The 17,958-nt window shown below is 68.4% G+C and carries 15 protein-coding genes and 1 tRNA gene; 4 read left to right on the top strand and 12 right to left on the bottom strand.

What is annotated here, in order from left to right; genetic code table 11:
• Positions 1-160: 160 nt before the first annotated feature.
• Complete coding sequence (locus tag ACQ1RG_RS09975; RefSeq protein ID WP_366232227.1) at positions 161-1,243, top strand: hypothetical protein; 1,083 nt, start codon at positions 161-163, stop codon at positions 1,241-1,243.
• A gap of 445 nt (positions 1,244-1,688) precedes the next feature.
• Here the strand turns inward: ACQ1RG_RS09975 and eno are convergent, their stop codons facing one another.
• The 4 genes from eno to mfd form a co-directional block, all read right to left on the bottom strand.
• The gene (eno, locus tag ACQ1RG_RS09970; protein ID WP_101624499.1) at positions 1,689-2,969 is read right to left on the bottom strand and encodes a phosphopyruvate hydratase; all 1,281 of its coding nucleotides are present in this window, start codon (positions 2,967-2,969) and stop codon (positions 1,689-1,691) included.
• Positions 2,970-3,051: 82 nt separating this feature from the next.
• Positions 3,052-3,855, bottom strand: a complete 804-nt coding sequence (locus ACQ1RG_RS09965; protein ID WP_131248559.1) for a tyrosine-protein phosphatase — start codon at positions 3,853-3,855, stop codon at positions 3,052-3,054.
• Positions 3,852-4,319: a MazG nucleotide pyrophosphohydrolase domain-containing protein gene (locus ACQ1RG_RS09960; RefSeq protein WP_009374423.1), complete on the bottom strand. Its 468-nt coding sequence runs from the start codon at positions 4,317-4,319 to the stop codon at positions 3,852-3,854. Before ACQ1RG_RS09960 ends, ACQ1RG_RS09965 begins: the two co-directional genes overlap by 4 nt.
• Positions 4,316-7,843, bottom strand: coding sequence for a transcription-repair coupling factor (mfd, locus tag ACQ1RG_RS09955; RefSeq protein WP_081590944.1), 3,528 nt, complete (start codon positions 7,841-7,843; stop codon positions 4,316-4,318). Before mfd ends, ACQ1RG_RS09960 begins: the two co-directional genes overlap by 4 nt.
• A 242-nt stretch (positions 7,844-8,085) precedes the next feature.
• Between mfd and ACQ1RG_RS09950 the strand changes: the two genes are divergently transcribed.
• On the top strand, positions 8,086-8,790 hold the full coding sequence (locus ACQ1RG_RS09950) for a rhomboid family intramembrane serine protease (RefSeq protein WP_009374421.1): 705 nt from the start codon (positions 8,086-8,088) through the stop codon (positions 8,788-8,790).
• A 69-nt stretch (positions 8,791-8,859) separates the two neighbouring features.
• Here the strand turns inward: ACQ1RG_RS09950 and pth are convergent, their stop codons facing one another.
• The 6 genes from pth to ACQ1RG_RS09920 all read right to left on the bottom strand — a co-directional run bounded on the left by pth (position 8,860) and on the right by ACQ1RG_RS09920 (position 14,086).
• Positions 8,860-9,462: an aminoacyl-tRNA hydrolase gene (gene pth, locus ACQ1RG_RS09945; RefSeq protein WP_040341036.1), complete on the bottom strand. Its 603-nt coding sequence runs from the start codon at positions 9,460-9,462 to the stop codon at positions 8,860-8,862.
• Between the two features lie 161 nt (positions 9,463-9,623).
• Entirely contained in the window at positions 9,624-10,271 is a 648-nt protein-coding gene (locus tag ACQ1RG_RS09940) for a 50S ribosomal protein L25/general stress protein Ctc (protein WP_009374419.1), read from the bottom strand.
• A 143-nt stretch (positions 10,272-10,414) separates the two neighbouring features.
• Positions 10,415-11,458 (bottom strand): alpha/beta hydrolase, encoded by a 1,044-nt coding sequence (locus tag ACQ1RG_RS09935; RefSeq protein ID WP_009374418.1) that lies wholly within the window; start codon positions 11,456-11,458, stop codon positions 10,415-10,417.
• 98 nt (positions 11,459-11,556) lie between these two features.
• Positions 11,557-12,528, bottom strand: coding sequence for a ribose-phosphate diphosphokinase (locus ACQ1RG_RS09930; RefSeq protein WP_009374417.1), 972 nt, complete (start codon positions 12,526-12,528; stop codon positions 11,557-11,559).
• A complete protein-coding gene (glmU, locus tag ACQ1RG_RS09925; protein WP_009374416.1) occupies positions 12,525-13,979 on the bottom strand; it encodes a bifunctional UDP-N-acetylglucosamine diphosphorylase/glucosamine-1-phosphate N-acetyltransferase GlmU in 1,455 nt (484 codons plus the stop codon). Before glmU ends, ACQ1RG_RS09930 begins: the two co-directional genes overlap by 4 nt.
• Before the next feature lie 35 nt (positions 13,980-14,014).
• A tRNA-Gln gene (locus tag ACQ1RG_RS09920) sits at positions 14,015-14,086 on the bottom strand.
• Between the two features lie 64 nt (positions 14,087-14,150).
• Between ACQ1RG_RS09920 and ACQ1RG_RS09915 the strand changes: the two genes are divergently transcribed.
• Both ACQ1RG_RS09915 and ACQ1RG_RS09910 read left to right on the top strand, forming a co-directional pair.
• Positions 14,151-14,573, top strand: coding sequence for a hypothetical protein (locus tag ACQ1RG_RS09915; protein WP_009374415.1), 423 nt, complete (start codon positions 14,151-14,153; stop codon positions 14,571-14,573).
• Between the two features lie 92 nt (positions 14,574-14,665).
• Positions 14,666-17,209 (top strand): UvrD-helicase domain-containing protein, encoded by a 2,544-nt coding sequence (locus ACQ1RG_RS09910; RefSeq protein ID WP_100227338.1) that lies wholly within the window; start codon positions 14,666-14,668, stop codon positions 17,207-17,209.
• A gap of 83 nt (positions 17,210-17,292) precedes the next feature.
• Here ACQ1RG_RS09910 and ACQ1RG_RS09905 read toward each other — a convergent pair whose 3' ends face one another.
• Both ACQ1RG_RS09905 and ACQ1RG_RS09900 read right to left on the bottom strand, forming a co-directional pair.
• Positions 17,293-17,475: an antitoxin gene (locus ACQ1RG_RS09905; RefSeq protein WP_009374413.1), complete on the bottom strand. Its 183-nt coding sequence runs from the start codon at positions 17,473-17,475 to the stop codon at positions 17,293-17,295.
• Positions 17,476-17,663: 188 nt separating this feature from the next.
• A complete protein-coding gene (locus ACQ1RG_RS09900) occupies positions 17,664-17,900 on the bottom strand; it encodes a hypothetical protein (protein WP_009374412.1) in 237 nt (78 codons plus the stop codon).
• Between the last annotated feature and the right edge of the window lie 58 nt (positions 17,901-17,958).

Below are 17,958 nucleotides of genomic sequence, written 5' to 3'. Positions count from 1 at the left end.
TCAGCGGCAGCCATGACGGATGGCGCCCTCGCCGCTCGCGACGCCCAGCTCGCGCGCGCTCGGCCGTCGCAACCGACTCGGCGTCCACACTCTTATCCACACCCCATGCACAGAGTTATCCACAGTTATCAAACTGTCTATTGTGCTTAGAGTTCATTTGATGCACTTTGGTTTCATGTACAAGATCTTCACGACCCAAGAGCTCACCCGCCTCGGTTTCACCCACACCGACCTCCGCTTCGCTCGCGACTGCTGTCTGCTCCGCCTGTCCCGAGGCGTCTACCTCGTGCGTCACGTATGCAGCGTCGACAGCCACCGCGTTCTCTGGAGCAGCATCGACGAGGGCACCCACGACGAGTTCGTCGCACACGGCGACCAGCGCGACACGATCGAAGCCCTCAACGCCGCCGTCATGGCCCACTGCGAGGTGCGGTTCCAGCAGGGGCAGCGGCACATCGCAGTCCCGGAGACCGACGATGCACGCGGCAATGCCGCGTCCCCGGCGGACGCGGAGATCATCACCCACATCTCCGCGGCGCTCATGCACGGACTGCCGGTCGCCTACCCAGTCACGCACCAGGTCGAGGTCGTCCGCCCGGGAGTCAATCGCCGATTCCCCAACCTCCACGTGCGTGGGGCGACGATCCCGAAACAGCACATCCAGACGACCCCTTACGGCCTGCAGGTCACGACGCTCGAGCGCACACTCGTCGATGTCGCCCGCACGTACAGCCTCGAGATCTCCGTGGCCATGCTCGATGACGCCCTGCGTCGCAAGCTCACGACCCCGGCGAAGATCCGCACGGTCTTCGCCCAGTCGTTCGAGAAGCGGAACTCGAAGCGCGTGGAACTCGCGCTCGATCTCGCCGATGCCCGCCGCGAGTCACCCGCGGAGTCGGTCGCAGCCGTGCGGTTCTACCAGCACGGCATCGTCGGCATGACCCCGCAGGTGAGCTTCACGACCGACACGTTCGGCACCACCATCCGGGTCGACTTCTGTCATCAGGCGGCCAATCTCATCGTCGAGGTCGACGGCATCGGCAAGCTCTACCTCGGTTCGGGTGTGCCTCGCGACGAGCTCGAACGGGAGCGTCGACGCGAGCAGTGGCTGCGCGATCGCGGGTGGCGCATCGTGCGCATCAGCTGGAAGGAACTGTTCCAGGAGGCGAAGTTCGAAGAGATCAAGCGGGCGGTGATGGGGGCCACGACTGCCACGACCGCCTCGACCGCCTCGGCGAGATGACGACGGCCTCGGCGAGGTGACGACCGCCTCGGCGAGGTGACGTTGCGTCCTCCCCGCCGGTGCAACGACAAAAACAACCCGCGAAAGGGAAGGATTCGGTGCTCCGGGTAGGACGTGCGGAGCGAACGGGGCGTTATGGAGCCAAGGGTGCGACGTGGCGCTCAGGGTAGGTGAGGCGACCAGGGGTGAGCACAGCCGACGCGCAATCGCCGAGGCGGGGGCTGGGTGACCGTTGATGGTCACCCGCCCCCGCCTCGGCGCAGTGGTGCGGCCGACTGACGTCAGCCACCGTGCGGCCCACTGACCTCAGCCACCGTGCGGCCGGCTGAGCTCAGCCACCGTGCGACCGACTGACGTCAGCCAGCGTGAGGCCCACTGACGTCAGCCAGCGTGAGGCGCACCGACGTCAGCCGCAGTGCAGCCGGGACAACCCGTATGCAGGGCCTCAGGCGTCGAAGCGCGGGAACGCGCGCTTGCCGGCGTAGCGGGCGGCGTCGCCGAGCTGCTCTTCGATGCGCAGGAGCTGGTTGTACTTCGCGACGCGCTCGGAGCGGGCGGGCGCACCGGCCTTGATCTGCCCGGCGTTGGTGGCCACCGCAAGGTCGGCGATCGTCGTGTCCTCGGTCTCGCCGGAGCGATGCGAGATCATCGTCGTGTACCCGTGGGTCTGCGCGAGCGCCACGGCGTCGAGGGTCTCGGTGAGGGTGCCGATCTGGTTGACCTTGACGAGCAGCGAGTTCGCGGTGTCGTTGTCGATGCCGCGCTCGAGGCGCTCGGGGTTGGTGACGAAGAGGTCGTCGCCGACGAGCTGGACCTTCGAACCGATCGCCTCGGTGAGCTTCGCCCAGCCCTCCCAGTCGTTCTCGTCGAGGGGGTCCTCAATCGAGACGAGCGGGTACTTGCCGAGCAGCTCCTCGTAGTAGGCTGCCATGTCCGCAGCCGACTTCTTCTCGCCTTCGAACTCGTAGGCGCCGTCCTTGAAGAACTCCGAGGAGGCGACGTCGAGGGCGAGCGCGATGTCACGGCCGGGACGGTGGCCGGCGATCTCGATGGCCTCGAGGATGAGGTCGAGGGCCGCGGCATTCGATTCGAGGTTAGGGGCGAAGCCGCCCTCGTCGCCGAGTCCGGTGGACAGGCCGCGCTCTTTGAGCACGCCCTTGAGCGCGTGGTAGACCTCGACGCTCCACTGCAGCGCCTCATGGAAGCTCGCCGCGCCGATCGGGGCGATCATGAATTCCTGGATGTCGACGTTCGAGTCGGCATGCGATCCGCCGTTGAGGATGTTCATCATCGGCACGGGCATGACGTGGGCGTTGGGGCCGCCGAGGTAGCGGTAGAGCGGGAGGTCGGCCGAGACCGCCGCCGCCCGCGCGACCGCGAGCGAGGTGCCGAGCATCGCGTTCGCGCCGAGGCGGGACTTGTTCTCCGTGCCGTCGAGTTCGATGAGCGCCTGGTCGACGAGGCGCTGGTCGTCGCTCTCGAGGCCGACGATGGCTTCGTTGATCTCGTCGATGACGGCGTCGACGGCGTTCGTCACACCCTTGCCGAGGTAGCGCTCGGGATCTCCGTCGCGCAGCTCGACGGCCTCGAACTCACCCGTCGAGGCACCGGAGGGGACTCCGGCGCGACCGACGGACTCGTCGGCCAAGAGCACTTCCACCTCGACGGTGGGATTTCCCCGGGAATCCAGGATTTCGCGGGCATTTGCGGCGACGATCTCAGCCACTGATCACTCCTTAGCAGTCGGTATCACATGTGGAACATGTGCCTGCGGTTCAGCTTAGTGCACAACGCGAGGGCGCCCGTCCTCACGCGGCTCGGTCGTCGCCTGCCTCGAGCAGCCGCTGTCGCAGCCGTGCCGGTGTCTGCGGATCCATCCCATGCTCGAGCAGGTACTTCTCCACGGCGTCATCACCGTAGGTCTCGGTGAGGGAATCGAGGATGCCCGCCAGCAGATCCCGGGGTGCGGCCGTCGCCGTCTCGACGAGGTTGCCCGAGATCCCGGCGTCCGAGTAGTTGCGGAGGACGGATTCGAGGAACGCCCCGCCGAGGTGGTCCTCGGTGACCGTGTAATCGTCGAGGATGTCGTCCCGGTCGACGCCGAGGAGGTCGAGGACGAACGCCGCCACGAGGCCGGTGCGGTCCTTGCCCGCCGAGCAGTGGAAGACGATGCCGTCCCCGCACCGGTTCGCGATCGTGTCGACGGCGAGTGCGAGTCGCGGCCCGAAGTGGTCGATGAGGTAGTCGTAGATCCGGCGCAGGGAACGGTCGGTGAGGTCGAGTCCCGTCGTCTCGGCGAGCTCCCTCATCTCCTCGGCGCTCAGCGGCGCTACCGGGAAGAACCGGTCCTCGAAGATCGGGAGTTCGATGTGGTCGACGTCGAGGCCGGCGAGGGCGTCGGGGTGCTTCGCCCGCTCGCCGATGTCCCGCAGGTCGAGGACGGTCGTGATCCCCAAGCGGCGCAGCTCCTCGCGCGAGCGGTCCGTGAGCTGGGCGAGGCCGTCGGCGCGGAACACCTTCCCCGTCGCCACGGACTCTCCCCCGCCCACGGGTGCCCCGCCGAGGTCGCGGAAGTTGAAGGTCCCCTCGATGTCGATCCTGTCCAGGCTCACTGTTCCTCGCTTTCGTCCGCGGCGACGCGTTCGTCGTCCTTGATCCGACGGTACTCGGCTTCGACGTCCTCGAGCGAGGCCATCGGTCCGCCCCGCCCCTGACCGTCGAAGGCGAAGGGGTGGCGACGGACGAGTTTGGCCTCGAGTCCGTCGATGACGGCGCCGAGGCTGTGGCCGTAGTCCTCTCCCCCGCTCTCATCGAGCAGCGCGGAGTGGAAGAGCACCTGGTAGAGGACATCGCCGAGTTCGTCGATGACGGCCTGCCGCGTCGCCGGGCCGGGCGAGGCGCGGAAGTCCGCCAGCGCCTCGATGAGCTCTTCCGTCTCCTCCCTGGCGTACTTCTCCAGGCTCGCATGGTCCTGTTCGGACGACCACGGGCACCGGGAGCGCAGCACCGCCATCGCCTCGACGATGCCGTCGACGCGGGGCGCCGCCTCCGCTGACGTGCCGCCGTCGCCGGTCATGCCTGAACGACCTCGGAGGGAACCACCTCGGCGGGGACAACCGGGAGGATCGCGTCGAGGAACTGGTGGGCCCAGCGGAGGATGTCGGAGTCGGTCATCTCCTTGGCTCCGAACCCGTTGCCGTCCATCGGCTTGGGCACGAGGACCGAGCGGATCGCGGGCTTGAGCAGCGACTTCGGATAGAGGCGCTTGAGCCGCACGACCTGGGAGTCCTCGAGTTCGACGGGTCCGAAGCGGACGAAGTTGCCCTGGACGACGATGTCGTTGACGCCCGAGGCGCGCGCCCGGATCCGCAGCCGGGCGACGTCGGCGAGGACGCCCACGGCCTCCGGGTAGGGACCGTAGCGGTCGACGAGTTCGTCGAGGACCTCCTGGAGTTCGTCCTCGTTCGCCGCGGCCGCGAGCTTCCGGTACGCCTCGAGGCGCAGCCGCTCGTGGTCGACGTACTCGGCGGGCAGGTGGGCGTCGACGGGCAGCTCGATGCGCATCTCCGCCTCGGGTTCCGTGTCCTCGCCGCGGAAGTTCGCGACCGCCTCGCCGACGAGGCGGACGTAGAGGTCGAAGCCGACCCCTTCGATGTGTCCCGACTGCTGGCCGCCGAGGAGGTTGCCGGCGCCGCGGATCTCGAGGTCCTTCATCGCTACCTGCATCCCGGCGCCGAGCTCGGTGTGCGCGGCCAAGGTCGTCAGCCGGTCGAGGGCGGTCTCCGTGAGCTGGGTGTCGGCGGGGTAGAGGAAGTACGCGTACGCGCGTTCGCGGCCTCGACCCACGCGGCCGCGCAGCTGGTGGAGCTGGGAGAGGCCGTAGCGGTCGGCGTGGTCGATGATGAGGGTGTTGGCATTCGCGATGTCGATGCCGGTCTCGACGATCGTCGTGCACACGAGCACGTCGTACTTCTTCTCCCAGAAGTCGACGATGACCTGCTCGAGACGGTGCTCGTTCATCTTGCCGTGGGCGATCGCGATCCGGGCCTCGGGCACGAGTTCGGCGAGGCGGGCGGCCACGGCCTCGATGTCGCGCACCCGGTTGTGGATGTAGAAGACCTGGCCCTCGCGCATGAGCTCGCGCCGGATCGCGGCCTTGACCTGCTGGTCCTCGTACTTGCCGACGTAGGTGAGGACGGGGTGGCGCTCCTCGGGCGGGGTCGCGAGCGTCGACATCTCGCGGATGCCGGTCACGGCCATCTCGAGCGTGCGCGGGATCGGGGTCGCCGACATCGCCAGCACGTCGACGTTCGTGCGCATCGCCTTGAGAGTCTCCTTGTGCTCGACGCCGAAGCGCTGCTCCTCGTCGATGATGACGAGCCCGAGGTTCTTGAACCGCACCTCCCCGCTGAGGAGGCGGTGCGTGCCGATGACGAGGTCGAGCTTGCCGTCGGCGAGGTCGGACACGACCTTCTCCGACTCCTGCTTCGTCTGGAACCGGGAGAGGGCACCGACGGTGACGGGGAATCCCGCGTACCTCTCGGCGAAGGTCTCGAAGTGCTGCTGGACCAAGAGGGTGGTCGGGACGAGGACGGCGACCTGTTTGCCGTCCTGGATCGCCTTGAACGCCGCCCGCACCGCGATCTCCGTCTTCCCGTAGCCGACGTCGCCGCAGATGAGCCGGTCCATCGGCACCGACTTCTCCATGTCGGCCTTGACCTCGTCGATCGTCGTGAGCTGATCGGTGGTCTCGACGTAGTGGAAGGCGTCCTCGAGTTCGCGCTGCCACGGGGTGTCGGGCCCGTACGCGTGGCCGACGGTCGCCTGCCTGGCCGAGTAGAGGCGGATGAGCTCCCCGGCGATCTCCTTGACCGCCTTGCGCGCCTTCGCCTTCGTCGACTGCCAGTCGGCGCCGCCCATCTTGTTCAGACTCGGGTTCTCACCGCCGACGTAGCGGCTGACCTGGTCGAGGGCGTCGGAGGGCACGTAGAGTCGGTCACCGGGCTGGCCGCGTTTGGCCGGCGCGTATTCGATGATGAGATATTCGCGCGTGTGCTTGGCGGCGCCCTTGCCCGTCGTCCGCTGCGTCATCTCGACGAACCGTCCGACACCGTGCTGCTCGTGGACGACGAGGTCTCCGGGGGCGAGGTTGAGGGGGTCGACCTGGTTGCGCTTGCGGCGGGTCGGCAGTCGGCGCATGTCACGGGTCGAGGTCGCAGCCGCCCGCCCGAGGACGTCGGCCTCGGTGAGCACGGCGAGCTTGAGGTCGTCGAAGACGAAGCCCCCGAACGGGGCGGCCGTGGTCACGGTGACGAGGGCCTCGGGCGCATCGGTCGGGTCCTCGACGAAGGTCGCGGGCACCCCGGCCTCGGAGAACACCTCGACCATGCGCTGGCCCGGCCCTTGTCCTTCGGTGAGGACGAGGATCCGCCACTGGTCGTGGACGAGCCCGCGCACGTCGGTGAGGATCGCCTCGACGTCACCGGCGTAGCCCTTCGGCGGCCGGGCGGGGATGGAGAAGAGGTTCGCGTGCGGGGAGACGAGTTCGGCGTCGGTCGCAAACCCCCCGATCTCCCACCAGGCGAGTCCGATGAGTCCGGCGCCCTCGCGCATCTCCTCGAGCGTGCGGAAGGTCGCGGCGGAGAGGTCGATCGGCGAGTCCCCGCCCGCGGCGGCACCCGACCACGCGGCTTCGAGGAACTCGTTCGTCGTCACCACGAGGTCGGCGGCGCGCGCGGCCACACGTTCGGGTTCGGTGACGATGATCTTCGTGCCCTCGGGCAGGAGCGCGATGAGCGGTTCCATCCCGTCGGCGAGGACCGCGGTGAGCGACTCCATGCCCTCGACGGCGATGCCTGCGGCGATCTTCTCGAGCATGTCGGCGGCGGCGGGAAGGGTGGGGGCGAGCTCGGCGGCCCGCGCCCGGACGGAGTCGGTGAGGAGGAGTTCGCGGACCGGGGGCGCGGACAGGCGCAGGGGGTCGGCGTCCGCCTCGGCGGGGATGGAGCGCTGATCGGCGACGGCGAACTCACGGATCTCGTCGACCTCGTCGCCGAAGAACTCGATGCGCAGCGGATGGTCGACCGTCGGCGGGAAGACGTCGACGATGCCGCCGCGCACGGCGTACTCGCCACGGCGGGAGACCATGTCGACACGGGTGTAGGCGAGTTCGGTCAGACGCGCGGAGAACGCCTCGATCTCGGCTTCGTCGCCGACGGCGAGCTCGATCGGCGGGATCTCCCCGAGTCCCTTGGCCAGGGGCTGGAGGAACGCGCGGACGGGGGCGATGATGAACGTGAGTGCGCCCCCGGGCTTCGGGTGGGCGAGGCGGCGGAGGATCTCGAGGCGCTGACCGACAGTGTCCGAGCGCGGGGAGAGCTTCTCGTGCGGCAGGGTCTCCCAGCTGGGGAAGACGGCGATCGAGTCGGCAGGCACCCAGTCGGCCAGCGACCGCGCGAGGTCCTCGGCCTCCCGGGTCGTGGCGGTGACGATGAGCTGCGGTGAGGCGGCGGGCCCGGAGGAGACGGTGCGCCGCAGAATCGAGGGCCACAGTCCCTTGGTCGCGTCGATGGTCCCGCCGGTCGTCGTCGGGTCGGCCATGGCCTCGACGAGTTCGGTCACGGTGGGATTCTGCAATGTGAGATCGAGTCCGTTGAGCACCTGGCAATTCTAGTCCACGCCCCTGACTCGGACCCGATCCGACCTGTGCGCGCCTGACCAGGACAGGGACCGGGAACGGGAGGGTCGACCGGGGCCGACACCCGCCGCCGGACTCCCTAACAGTACGGTCACGGGCCCGCGTCTCTGGGGGTTCTCCAAAGTTCGTGGCCGATAATCGAGGCATGAGCTCCGACAACTCCCCTCGTTTCACCGCCGAGGAGTCCCGGGCCCTCTTCGGCACCGACTCTCCGCACTCACCCCAGCCAGGCACCCGCCAGTCCCCCGGTGCGCGCCTGCGCTCGATGTACTCCGGCGGGTTCTCCCGCTTCGCCCCCGTCTTCATCCTGCTCGCGATCATGTGGATCGTCGAGATCGTCGACGCGATCCTGCCGGCCGACCTCGACGCCTTCGGCCTGCAGTCGTGGAATCCGATCGCCCTCTACGGGATCGTCACCGGGCCCCTCCTCCACGCCGGGTTCGGACACCTGCTGGCCAACACGTTCCCGTTCCTCATCCTCGGCCTCTTCATCGCCGCCGAGGGCGCCCGCCGCTTCTGGCTCGTCACGGTGATCTCCGCGGTCGTCTCCGGCCTCGGCGCGTGGCTGACGACCTTCCCCGGCCACTACATCGTCGGCGCCTCGGGCATCGTCTTCGGTTACTTCGGCTACCTCGCGGTGCGCACGTGGTTCACCGAGGACGTCCTGCGCAGGATCATCTACTTCGCGATCGGGCTCTTCGTCTTCGTCACCTACGGCGCCTCCCTCGTCTTCGGGCTCTTCCCGCAGGCCAACGGCGTGTCGTGGCAGGGTCACCTCTTCGGCTTCATCGGCGGCATCATCGCCGCGTGGTACATCCACCGCCGGAGCGGTGCCCGTCCCGTGGCCTGAGTGATCGTCTGATCCGGCGGTCCTTCCGACCGGTTCGTTCCCGCCCTCGCCGAGGCGGTCCCGGAGTCCTCAGCTGCGGGCGTGGAACTTCGCCTGCACGGGCAGCAGGCCCTCGATGATGCACATCTCGACGGCGTCGGCGACGTCGGAGACGAAGATCGGCAGGGTCGTGCGCTCGTCCTTCGCAAACGGCCGCAGCACGTAGTCGGCGGTGTCCTGGCGGCCGGTGGGCCGTGCGACGCCGGCGCGGATGCGCACGTAGTCCTTCGTGCCCAGCGCCGAGGTCATCGACCGCAGGCCGTTGTGTCCGCCCTCTCCCCCGCCGACCTTCGCCTTGATCGTGTCGAAGGGCAGGTCGACGTCGTCGTGGACGGCGATGATGTGGTCCGGGTCGATGCCGTAGAAGTCGGCGACCTGCCTCAGCGGCCCACCGGAGTTGTTCATGTATCCCGTCGAGGTGGCGAGGACGACCCGAGGTCCCGGCACCCCGGGAACGGACCCGGTGGGGAGCCGGCCGGTGCCGACGTTCGCACGCAGCTTCGTCCGCGTCAGGCTGATGCCCATGCGCGAGGCGAGTTCCGCGACGACCATCTGTCCGATGTTGTGCCGGGTCGCCGCGTACTCCGGTCCCGGATTGCCGAGTCCGAAGACCAGCCAGGCTTCGCTGCTCATCGTCACCCTCTCCTCATCTCGTCATCCCTGCCGCCCGCCGAAGGCGTGTCCGGACCCAGGATAGGCAGATCGGCGGGCCGCCGTGGTGGCGGCCCGCCGATCGTCGTGGTCACACTCGGGTGAGTGCCGGTCCAACCCCGGTCAGGGTCGGATCAGTGTTCTCACTCCTCCTCGGAGGCCTCGTCCTCGGAGGCGGCCTCGTCGGTCGACTCCTCGTCGGCGGCCTCGTCCTCGGTGGTCTCGTCGGCATCGGACTCGGTGTCCATCTCGAGCTCTTCGGAGATGTTGACGACAAGCAGCTCCGGGTCGGCGACGAGCTCGACGCCGGCCGGCAGCTCGACCTGCTCGGCGAGGATGTGCTCACCGGCGGGGCGGCCCTCGACGGAGACCTCGAAGAGCTCGGGCAGCTTGGTCGCGTCCGCGAGGACGGCGAGCGTCGACTCGACCTGCGAGACCATCGTGCCGGGGGCGGCATCGCCGACGACGTGGACGGGGACGTCGACCTCGATCTTCTCGCCGCGCTTGACGATGATGAGGTCGACGTGCTCGATCTCACGGCGCACGGGCTCGATCTGGACGTCGCGGGCGATCGCGAGGACGTTCTTCGCGCCGTCGGTGCTCTCGATCTCGAGCAGGGCGTTGGCGTGCTTGAGGGCCATCATCGTGGCGTGTCCCTCGAGCGAGATGTGGACGGGGTCGCCGCCGTGGCCGTAGACGACCGCGGGGATGCGACCGGCGCGGCGGATGCGGCGGGCAGCGCCCTTGCCGAATTCGTCGCGGGGTTCTGCGATGAGCTTGAAGTCAGCCATGTTTCTCTCCTTCGTGGTGATCTCTCATGCACCACGGCGAAACAGTCTGAGGCCGCACCCGGGGCCGCATATCAGCGCACCCGAGGTGGGTCAGGACCGCGTCGATCACGGAGACAGGCGTCTCCCTCGCCGAGGCAACCCGACTATTCTACGGCACCCTCGGTGAGTGCTCCAAGTCGTTCCTGAACGGCTGCCGCGCACGCGGCGAGTCCCTCCGCGGTGAGGAGGATGTCGTAGTGGTTGGTGCCGAGGACCTCGACGACCTCCATGCGCGGCCATCGCTGCCGGTAGGAGGCGACGAGCTCGGGCGGGTAGAGGCCGGGCTCGGCGGCGACGAGGTCGCGTTCGGCGGCGAGGAAGGCGACGTCGGACTGCTGCTCCTCGTCGGCCATGACCGCGGCCAGCGCCGCCGGGTAGGCAGCGCCCTGATACATGTCGGCGGAGTCGGCCTCCATCGCCTCGACCGAGGTCGAGGGCTGGAACGTGTCGTCGTCCTTGGCGGCGAGGTCGTAGACGAAGCTCTCGGTCGCCACGGTGTCGAGTCCGTCGACGAAGGCGGGATGGGCGGCGAAGAACGCGAGGTACTCCTCGACGGTGGTGAAGGTCATCGACAGCCTCTCGGCGGCTGGGCCGAGGACGGCGGCGATGAGGTCGTCGGTGTCGAGTGCGGCGTTGAGCTCCTCGCTCTCGGCCTCGCCGGGCGACAGCTCCTCCCCCGCGCCGGGCAGCGCGAGCGGGAGGGGAAGGCCGCCGTCGATGAGGACGGGGCCGCGGAAGCGCACGGTTGCCTCGGTGTCGGTGGTGGTGTCGTCGGCACCGACGACCGCAGGCAGTCTGGCGAGCGTCATCGCGACGAATCCGCCCATCGAATGCCCGACGAGGGTGACGGTGCCCGAGTCGGAGAACGTCTCGATGGCGGTGAGGACGTCCTCGGCGTGGACGCGCATGCCGAAGGGACCGGGCAGGAGGCGTGAGTCCGCGCGTCCGCGCAGGTCCGGTCCGATGATGCGCACGCCCGGCAGGAGCGGGACGAGCCCGGCGAAGAAGAGGTGGTTCGAGGTGATGCCGTGGATGACGCACACGGTGGGCACGGGTCCGGGTTCGGCGGAGACCGGTTCCCACACGCCGACGGAGAGCGCGCCTCCGGCGACGTCCACCCTGTAGCGGTTGTAGTCATGGGTCGACATCCTCCGGGCTCCCTTCCCTCTCCTGCCTCCAGTGTAGAGCGAACCCCCGCTCGGGGGCGGGGGTTCGTCGGTGTCCACGGTGCGGTAGACGGCGGGTCTCAGACCTCGAAGAGGCTGGTGACCGACCCGTCCTCGAAGACCTCGTGGACCGCGCGGGCGATGAGCGGGGCGATCGAGAGCACCGTGAGCTTGTCGAAGATCTTGTCCTCGGTCAGCGGCAGGGTGTTGGTGACGATGACCTCGTCGGCCACGGAGTTCGACAGGCGTTCGACGGCGGGCCCGGAGAACACGGCGTGGGTGGAGACGACGATGACGTTCTTCGCCCCCGCCGCCATGCACGCGTCCGCGGCCTGGACGATGGTGCCTCCGGTGTCGATCATGTCGTCGACGAGGACGCACGTGCGGCCTTCGACCTCACCGACGACGCGGTTGGCCTTCGTCTCGTTCGGCCGCGTGATGTCGCGGGTCTTGTGGATGAAGGCCAGGGGCACGCCGCCGAGGGCGTTCGACCAGTTCTCGGCGACCTTGATGCGGCCGGCGTCGGGCGAGACGACGGCGAGGTCGCCGGGGTACTTGTCCTTGACGTAGCCGGCGAGGATCGGCATCGCGATGAGATGGTCGACCGGTCCGTCGAAGTAGCCCTGGATCTGGGCGGTGTGGAGGTCGACGGTGATGATGCGGTCCGCACCGGCGGTCTTGTAGAGGTCGGCGACGAGGCGGGCGGAGATGGGCTCACGGCCGCGGTGCTTCTTGTCCTGGCGCGCGTAGGGGAAGAAGGGGGCGATGACGGTGATCCGCTTCGCCGAGGCGCGCTTGAGGGCGTCGACCATGATGAGCTGCTCCATCAGCCATTCGTTGATGGGAGCGCTGTGCGACTGGAGGACGAAGACGTCGCAGCCGCGCACGGATTCGGAGAACCGGACGTAGATCTCGCCGTTGGCGAAGTTGTAGATGTCGGTCGGCAGGAGCTCGGTGCCCAGGTTCTCCGCCACCTGCTCAGCGAGTTCGGGGTTCGCCCGTCCGCTGACCAGGACGAGCTTCTTGTCGCCCGCCGTCGTTATCTCGTTCACTTATCCGTTCCCCTATCGGATGCGGCCTCGGCGGCCTGCGCTGCAGGCGTGCCGGGGCGGTTGGCTTCGACCCAGCCCTCCAGGTTGCGCTGCGGGGCCACATTGATGGCGAGCGCTCCTGCAGGGACATCCTTGCGCACCACGGTGCCCGCACCCGAGTAGGCGCCGTCGCCCACTGTGACCGGGGCGACGTACATGTTGTCCGAGCCCATCCGTGCGTGCCTGCCGATCGTCGTGCGGTGCTTGGCGACTCCGTCGTAGTTGACGAACACCGAGGCGGCGCCGATGTTCGTGCCCTCCCCGATCTCCGCGTCGCCGACGTAGCTCAGGTGCGGCACCTTCGCACCCGGTCCGATGTCGGCGTTCTTCGTCTCGACGAAGGTGCCGATCTTGCCGTCTGCGCCGAGCTTCGTGCCCGGGCGCAGGTAGGCGAAGGGTCCCACCGAGGCGCCGGGTCCGACGATCGCGAGCTCCGAGTGGGTGCGCACGACCTGGGCTCCGGCGCCGACCTCGGTGTCCTTGAGCGTCGAGTCGGGTCCGACGACGGCACCATCGTGGATATCCGTGGCTCCGAGGAGCTGGACGCCGGGGAGGATCGTGACATCCTGGCCGAGGGAGACGTCGACGTCGATCCACGTCGTGTCCGGGTCGATGATCGAGACGCCGGTCCGCATCCACTTCTCGCACGTGCGGCGGTTGAGCTCCTTGCCGAGCTGGGCGAGCTGGACGCGGTCGTTGGCGCCCTCGACCTGCCAGAGGTCGTCGGTCGCGGTGGCGGCGACGGGCAGGCCCGCGTCGTGGGAGACCCCGACGACGTCGGTGAGGTACTTCTCGCCCTGGGCGTTGTCCGTGGTCAGGGAGGCGAGACCGGTGCGCAGGGCCGTCGCGTCGAAGGCGTAGATGCCGGAGTTGATCTCACGGATGGCCCGCTCCGCCTCGGTGGCGTCCTTCTGCTCGACGATGCGCAGGAGGTTGCCGGCGGCGTCGCGGACGACACGGCCGTAGCCGGTGGGGTCGTCCACCTCGGCGGAGAGGACGGTGACGGCATTGCCCTCGCCCTCGTGGACCTCGACGAGACCGTTGATCGTCTCCGTCGTCAGCAGCGGGACGTCGCCGTAGGTGACGACGACGGTGCCGGCGAGGTCGGCGGGAAGCTGGGTGAGCGCGCACTCGGTGGCCCGGCCGGTGCCGGGGACCTCGTCCTGGTCGGCGACGAGGACGGTGCGCGTCGAGGTGACCGTGAGCTGGTCGAGGTGGGCGACGAGCTGGTCGCGCTCGTGGCGGACGACGACGACGAGGTGGTCGGGCGAGGTACCCTCGGCCGCGGCGATCGCGTGATGGAGAAGGGAGCGCCCGCCGATCGGGTGCATCACCTTCGGCAGTGCCGACTTCATGCGAGTGCCCTGGCCGGCGGCCAGGACGATGACGGCAGTGGGACGGATCTGCGGCATTGAAAAGGTATCCTTCGCAAGTCGGATGGGGCCAGCTCCGCCCATAGGATTCGAACCTATACTGCACGGCTCCAAAGGCCGGCGTGCTGCCATTACACCAGGGCGGAACAGCGTGCGCCAGTCATAGGGCCCGCGCTCACGAGTACCCATCATGCCATTACGATGAACGGTATGGAAATTCTGCGCGAGGTGCTCCTCACCCTTCATCTTATCGGCATGGCGATCATCGTGGGAGGCTATTTCACGGTCATCCGCTCGCCTCGGGTGCTGCCGGGAATGCTCCACGCGTCCTACCTCCAGCTCGTCACCGGACTCCTCCTCGTCGGCCTCGCGGAGATGGGCGGCGGCCAGGTCGATCACATGAAGATCGGCATCAAACTCGTCGTCGCGATCCTCGTCACGGTCTTCGCATTCCTCGGCAACCGGCAGGAGAAGCGCTTCGCCGCAGAGACGGCGGTCGAATCAGCGGCGGCGGGCACGACCGCCTCGGCGAACGGAGCCGTCACCGCGGTGCGGCACCCCTCGGCGACGATGGCACACCTCACCTTCGCCTTCGCGATCCTCAACGTCCTCGTCGCGGTCTTCGTCGGCTGACCTTCGTCTCCTCCCCCGGCTCAGCCACCTTCCGGGCGCTCGGGTGAGGGCGTCTGCCTGCGTCAGGGGCGGACGGTATCGTTGGTTCCGACATGACTGCTGCAGCTGACCACACTTCGATGACCGCCGACTCCCGCGCCGACGACCTGCTCTCTGGCCTCAACCCTCGGCAGCGGGAGGCCGTCGTCCACACGGGCTCTCCCCTGCTCATCGTCGCCGGTGCCGGATCCGGCAAGACGACGGTGCTCACCAGGCGCATCGCCTATGCCCTGGCCACCGGCCGCGCGCATCCGGGCGAAGTGCTCGCGATCACCTTCACGAACAAGGCGGCGAAGGAGATGGCCGAACGCGTCTCCGCGATCGTCGGACCGGCCTCGCGGGCGATGTGGGTCTCGACGTTCCACTCCGCGTGCGTGCGCATCCTCCGCCGGGAGGCGAAGACGCTGGGCAGAAGCACGAACTTCACGATCTACGACGCCCAGGACGCGCAGCGCCTCGTCGCGCAGATCCTCAAGGAGCTCGGCCTCGACTCGAAGAAGTACGCGCCGCGGTCGATCCTCCACCGGATCTCCAACCTCAAGAACGAGCTGCAGACGGCCGAGGACTTCGTCCCGCGCCCGAACAATCCCGCCGACGAGGTCTTAGGCGACGTCTTCCGTCGCTACACCCAGCGTCTGCGCCTGGCCAACGCCTATGACTTCGACGACCTCATCGCTGAGACCGTCCACCTCTTCGGGGCCTTCCCCGAGGTCGCCGACTCGTACCGTCGCCGGTTCCGCCACATCCTCGTCGACGAGTATCAGGACACGAACCCCGCCCAGTACGCCCTCATCCGGGCACTCGCCGGTGACGGCGCGGGCGGGTCGACCGGTGCCGAGCTCACCGTCGTCGGCGACGCCGACCAGTCGATCTACGCCTTCCGCGGAGCGACTGTGCGCAACATCGTCGAGTTCGAGCAGGACTTCCCCGCCGCCGAGGTGGTCCTCCTCGAGCAGAACTACCGTTCGACCCAGAACATCCTCGATGCTGCGAACGCCGTCATCGCCCACAATCAGGACCGCAAGGACAAGCGCCTGTGGACCTCCGAGGGCGGGGGCAAGCCGATCGTCGGCTGGGTCGCGGAGAACGAACAGGCCGAGGCACGCTTCGTCGTCGACCGCATCGACGAGCTCATCGACGAGGAGAAGTACACCTACGGCGACTTCGCCGTCTTCTACCGCACGAACGCCCAGTCCCGGGCGATCGAGGACGCGCTCGTCCGCTCGGGCATCCCCTACAAGGTCGTCGGCGGCACGCGGTTCTACGAGCGCAAGGAGATCAAGGACGCCCTCGCCTACCTCCGCGTCATCGCCAATCCCGACGACGACGTCAACCTCCGCCGCATCCTCAACGTGCCCAAGCGCTCGATCGGCGACCGCACCGAGGGAATCATCGCCGACTTCGCGGACCGGGAGGGCATCAGCTTCTATGCCGCACTCGGTCGCCTCGGCGAGATCCCGCACCTGTCCACCCGCGCCCAGTCCTCGGTGGAGAAGTTCTACGCTCTCCTCCGCGATCTCTCCGCCACCGCCGAGGTGGCCCCCGTCTCCCGCGTCATCGAAGCGATCCTCGAACAGAGCGGATACCTCGAATCCCTGCAGAAGAGCACGGACCCGCAGGACGAGTCCCGGGTCGACAACCTCGCCGAGCTCGTCGCCGTCGCCGAGGACTTCTCCGCGACCCGTGCTGTCGCCGCCGATCCGGAGGCCGCCGACGCCGACCCCGGACAGTCCGAGGCTGCTGACGCGGACCCCACCCCCGCCGAGGCGGGCCGACCGTCGGGTGCCGAAGCGCAGGTCGCCTCGGATGCTCAGTCCGCATCGGATGCCGAAGCGCAGTCCCCCGCCGAGGCGGCCGCAGACGCATCGATCGACGCATTCCTCGAACAGGTGGCGCTCGCCTCGGACACCGATCAGATCCCCGACGCCGAGCTCGGGCAGGTCACTCTCATGACCCTCCACACGGCGAAGGGCCTCGAGTTCCCCGTCGTCTTCCTCACCGGCCTCGAGGACGGCGGCTTCCCACACGCCCGCTCGTTCGAGAATCCCAGCGAACTCTCCGAGGAGCGGCGCCTCGCCTACGTCGGCCTCACCCGGGCGAGGCAGCGACTGCTCGTCACCCGCGCGGAGACGCGCAGCATGTGGGGTCAGCCGCAATACAACCCGCCCAGCCGCTTCCTCACCGAGATCCCCGAGAACCTCATCGAATGGGAGAGCACCGGCAGCTTCTCTTCGGCCCTCGGCAGCGGCGGCGGGAGCAGCTTCGGCGGCTACGGTGCGCGCGGATACGGCGGCGGGTCCTCCTCGCGCGGAGGCTCCGGCGCTTCCGGTGTCGGCGGGTCCTCACGCACCTCGGGAGCCTCCCGCGGCTCTCGCGCCGCGAGTGCGCCCTCGGCAGGCTTCCCGAATCGCATCCGCCCCAACCGTGAGGTCATCTCGGTGTCCGTGGGCGAGAAGGTCTCCCACGAGTCCTTCGGCCTCGGGACCGTCACCGAGGTCAACGGCACCGGCGACAAGACCGTCGCCGTCGTCGACTTCGGTTCGGCCGGCACGAAGCGCCTCCTCCTCCGCTACGCCCCGGTCGAGAAACTCAGCTGACCGCCCCCAGGGCACAGAGAAGCGCCGAGGTGATCATCCACCTCGGCGCTTCGTCCATGCCGGACGCGGCAATGGACTGAGGATCACTGGTTGCCGATGGCTCCATCGGCGCCGTCGCGGCCCTGGTTGATCTGGTCTTCGAACTTCCCGCCGGAGAGATTGTTGGCGGCATCGGAGGCCTTGTCGAGACCCTGGTCGCTGATCTCTTCGCCCTTATCGCTATTCACGGCGTCCTTGGCTTTGTTGGTCAGGTCATCAAATCCCATGCTGTCTCCTTTCATCGGAAGAGGCCCGTACGGACCTCCTGACGCAGACCACGATGCCACTTTCGTCACCGAGGGCAACCGGAACCTCCGACTTTCACAGAGATCTCCCAATGTGACCATCGCCACTGCCTCGGTAACTTCTCGGCGACTCCGGGCGCCGGCAGCCCTGCCCGTCACTCTCGCTGACGTCAGCGGCTCTGCGGGACGACGATCGCGAGTCCGACGAGGAGGGCTGTGAAGATCAGGCAGGTGAGGATGTCGACGCCCTTCGAGCGGTTGACCCAGAACTCGCCCCACGGCGAGGGCATCGACCGCATGAGCGCGAGTCCCCCGGGGACGGCGGCGAGGACGAAGGCCCCGAGCCGGAAGTCGATGAATGCGCACGCTGCGGCCACACCGGTCGCCGCGAGGCAGCCGAGCAGCACCCAGTCCTTCGAGACCGGATGCGAGTAGCGCCGCTTCCAGTAGATCCACCGCTTGGCG

It is taken from the genome of Brevibacterium sp. K72, from assembly GCF_050562175.1.
Classification (GTDB): domain Bacteria; phylum Actinomycetota; class Actinomycetes; order Actinomycetales; family Brevibacteriaceae; genus Brevibacterium; species Brevibacterium casei.
Note: the sequence above shows the minus strand (reverse complement) of the source record. Positions and strands in the feature narration are given on the sequence as shown.

Excerpts from the sequence above, each read along its gene's own strand:
- ACQ1RG_RS09975 (WP_366232227.1), top strand. The coding sequence starts at position 161 with ATGCACTTTGGTTTCATGTACAAGATCTTCACGACCCAAGAGCTCACC.
- ACQ1RG_RS09960 (WP_009374423.1), bottom strand. The coding sequence starts at position 4,319 with ATGACCGGCGACGGCGGCACGTCAGCGGAGGCGGCGCCCCGCGTCGAC.
- mfd (WP_081590944.1), bottom strand. The coding sequence starts at position 7,843 with ATGGCCGACCCGACGACGACCGGCGGGACCATCGACGCGACCAAGGGA.
- ACQ1RG_RS09950 (WP_009374421.1), top strand. The coding sequence starts at position 8,086 with ATGAGCTCCGACAACTCCCCTCGTTTCACCGCCGAGGAGTCCCGGGCC.
- pth (WP_040341036.1), bottom strand. The coding sequence starts at position 9,462 with ATGAGCAGCGAAGCCTGGCTGGTCTTCGGACTCGGCAATCCGGGACCG.
- ACQ1RG_RS09940 (WP_009374419.1), bottom strand. The coding sequence starts at position 10,271 with ATGGCTGACTTCAAGCTCATCGCAGAACCCCGCGACGAATTCGGCAAG.
- ACQ1RG_RS09935 (WP_009374418.1), bottom strand. The coding sequence starts at position 11,458 with ATGTCGACCCATGACTACAACCGCTACAGGGTGGACGTCGCCGGAGGC.
- glmU (WP_009374416.1), bottom strand. The coding sequence starts at position 13,979 with ATGCCGCAGATCCGTCCCACTGCCGTCATCGTCCTGGCCGCCGGCCAG.
- ACQ1RG_RS09915 (WP_009374415.1), top strand. The coding sequence starts at position 14,151 with ATGGAAATTCTGCGCGAGGTGCTCCTCACCCTTCATCTTATCGGCATG.
- ACQ1RG_RS09910 (WP_100227338.1), top strand. The coding sequence starts at position 14,666 with ATGACTGCTGCAGCTGACCACACTTCGATGACCGCCGACTCCCGCGCC.
- ACQ1RG_RS09905 (WP_009374413.1), bottom strand. The coding sequence starts at position 17,475 with ATGGGATTTGATGACCTGACCAACAAAGCCAAGGACGCCGTGAATAGC.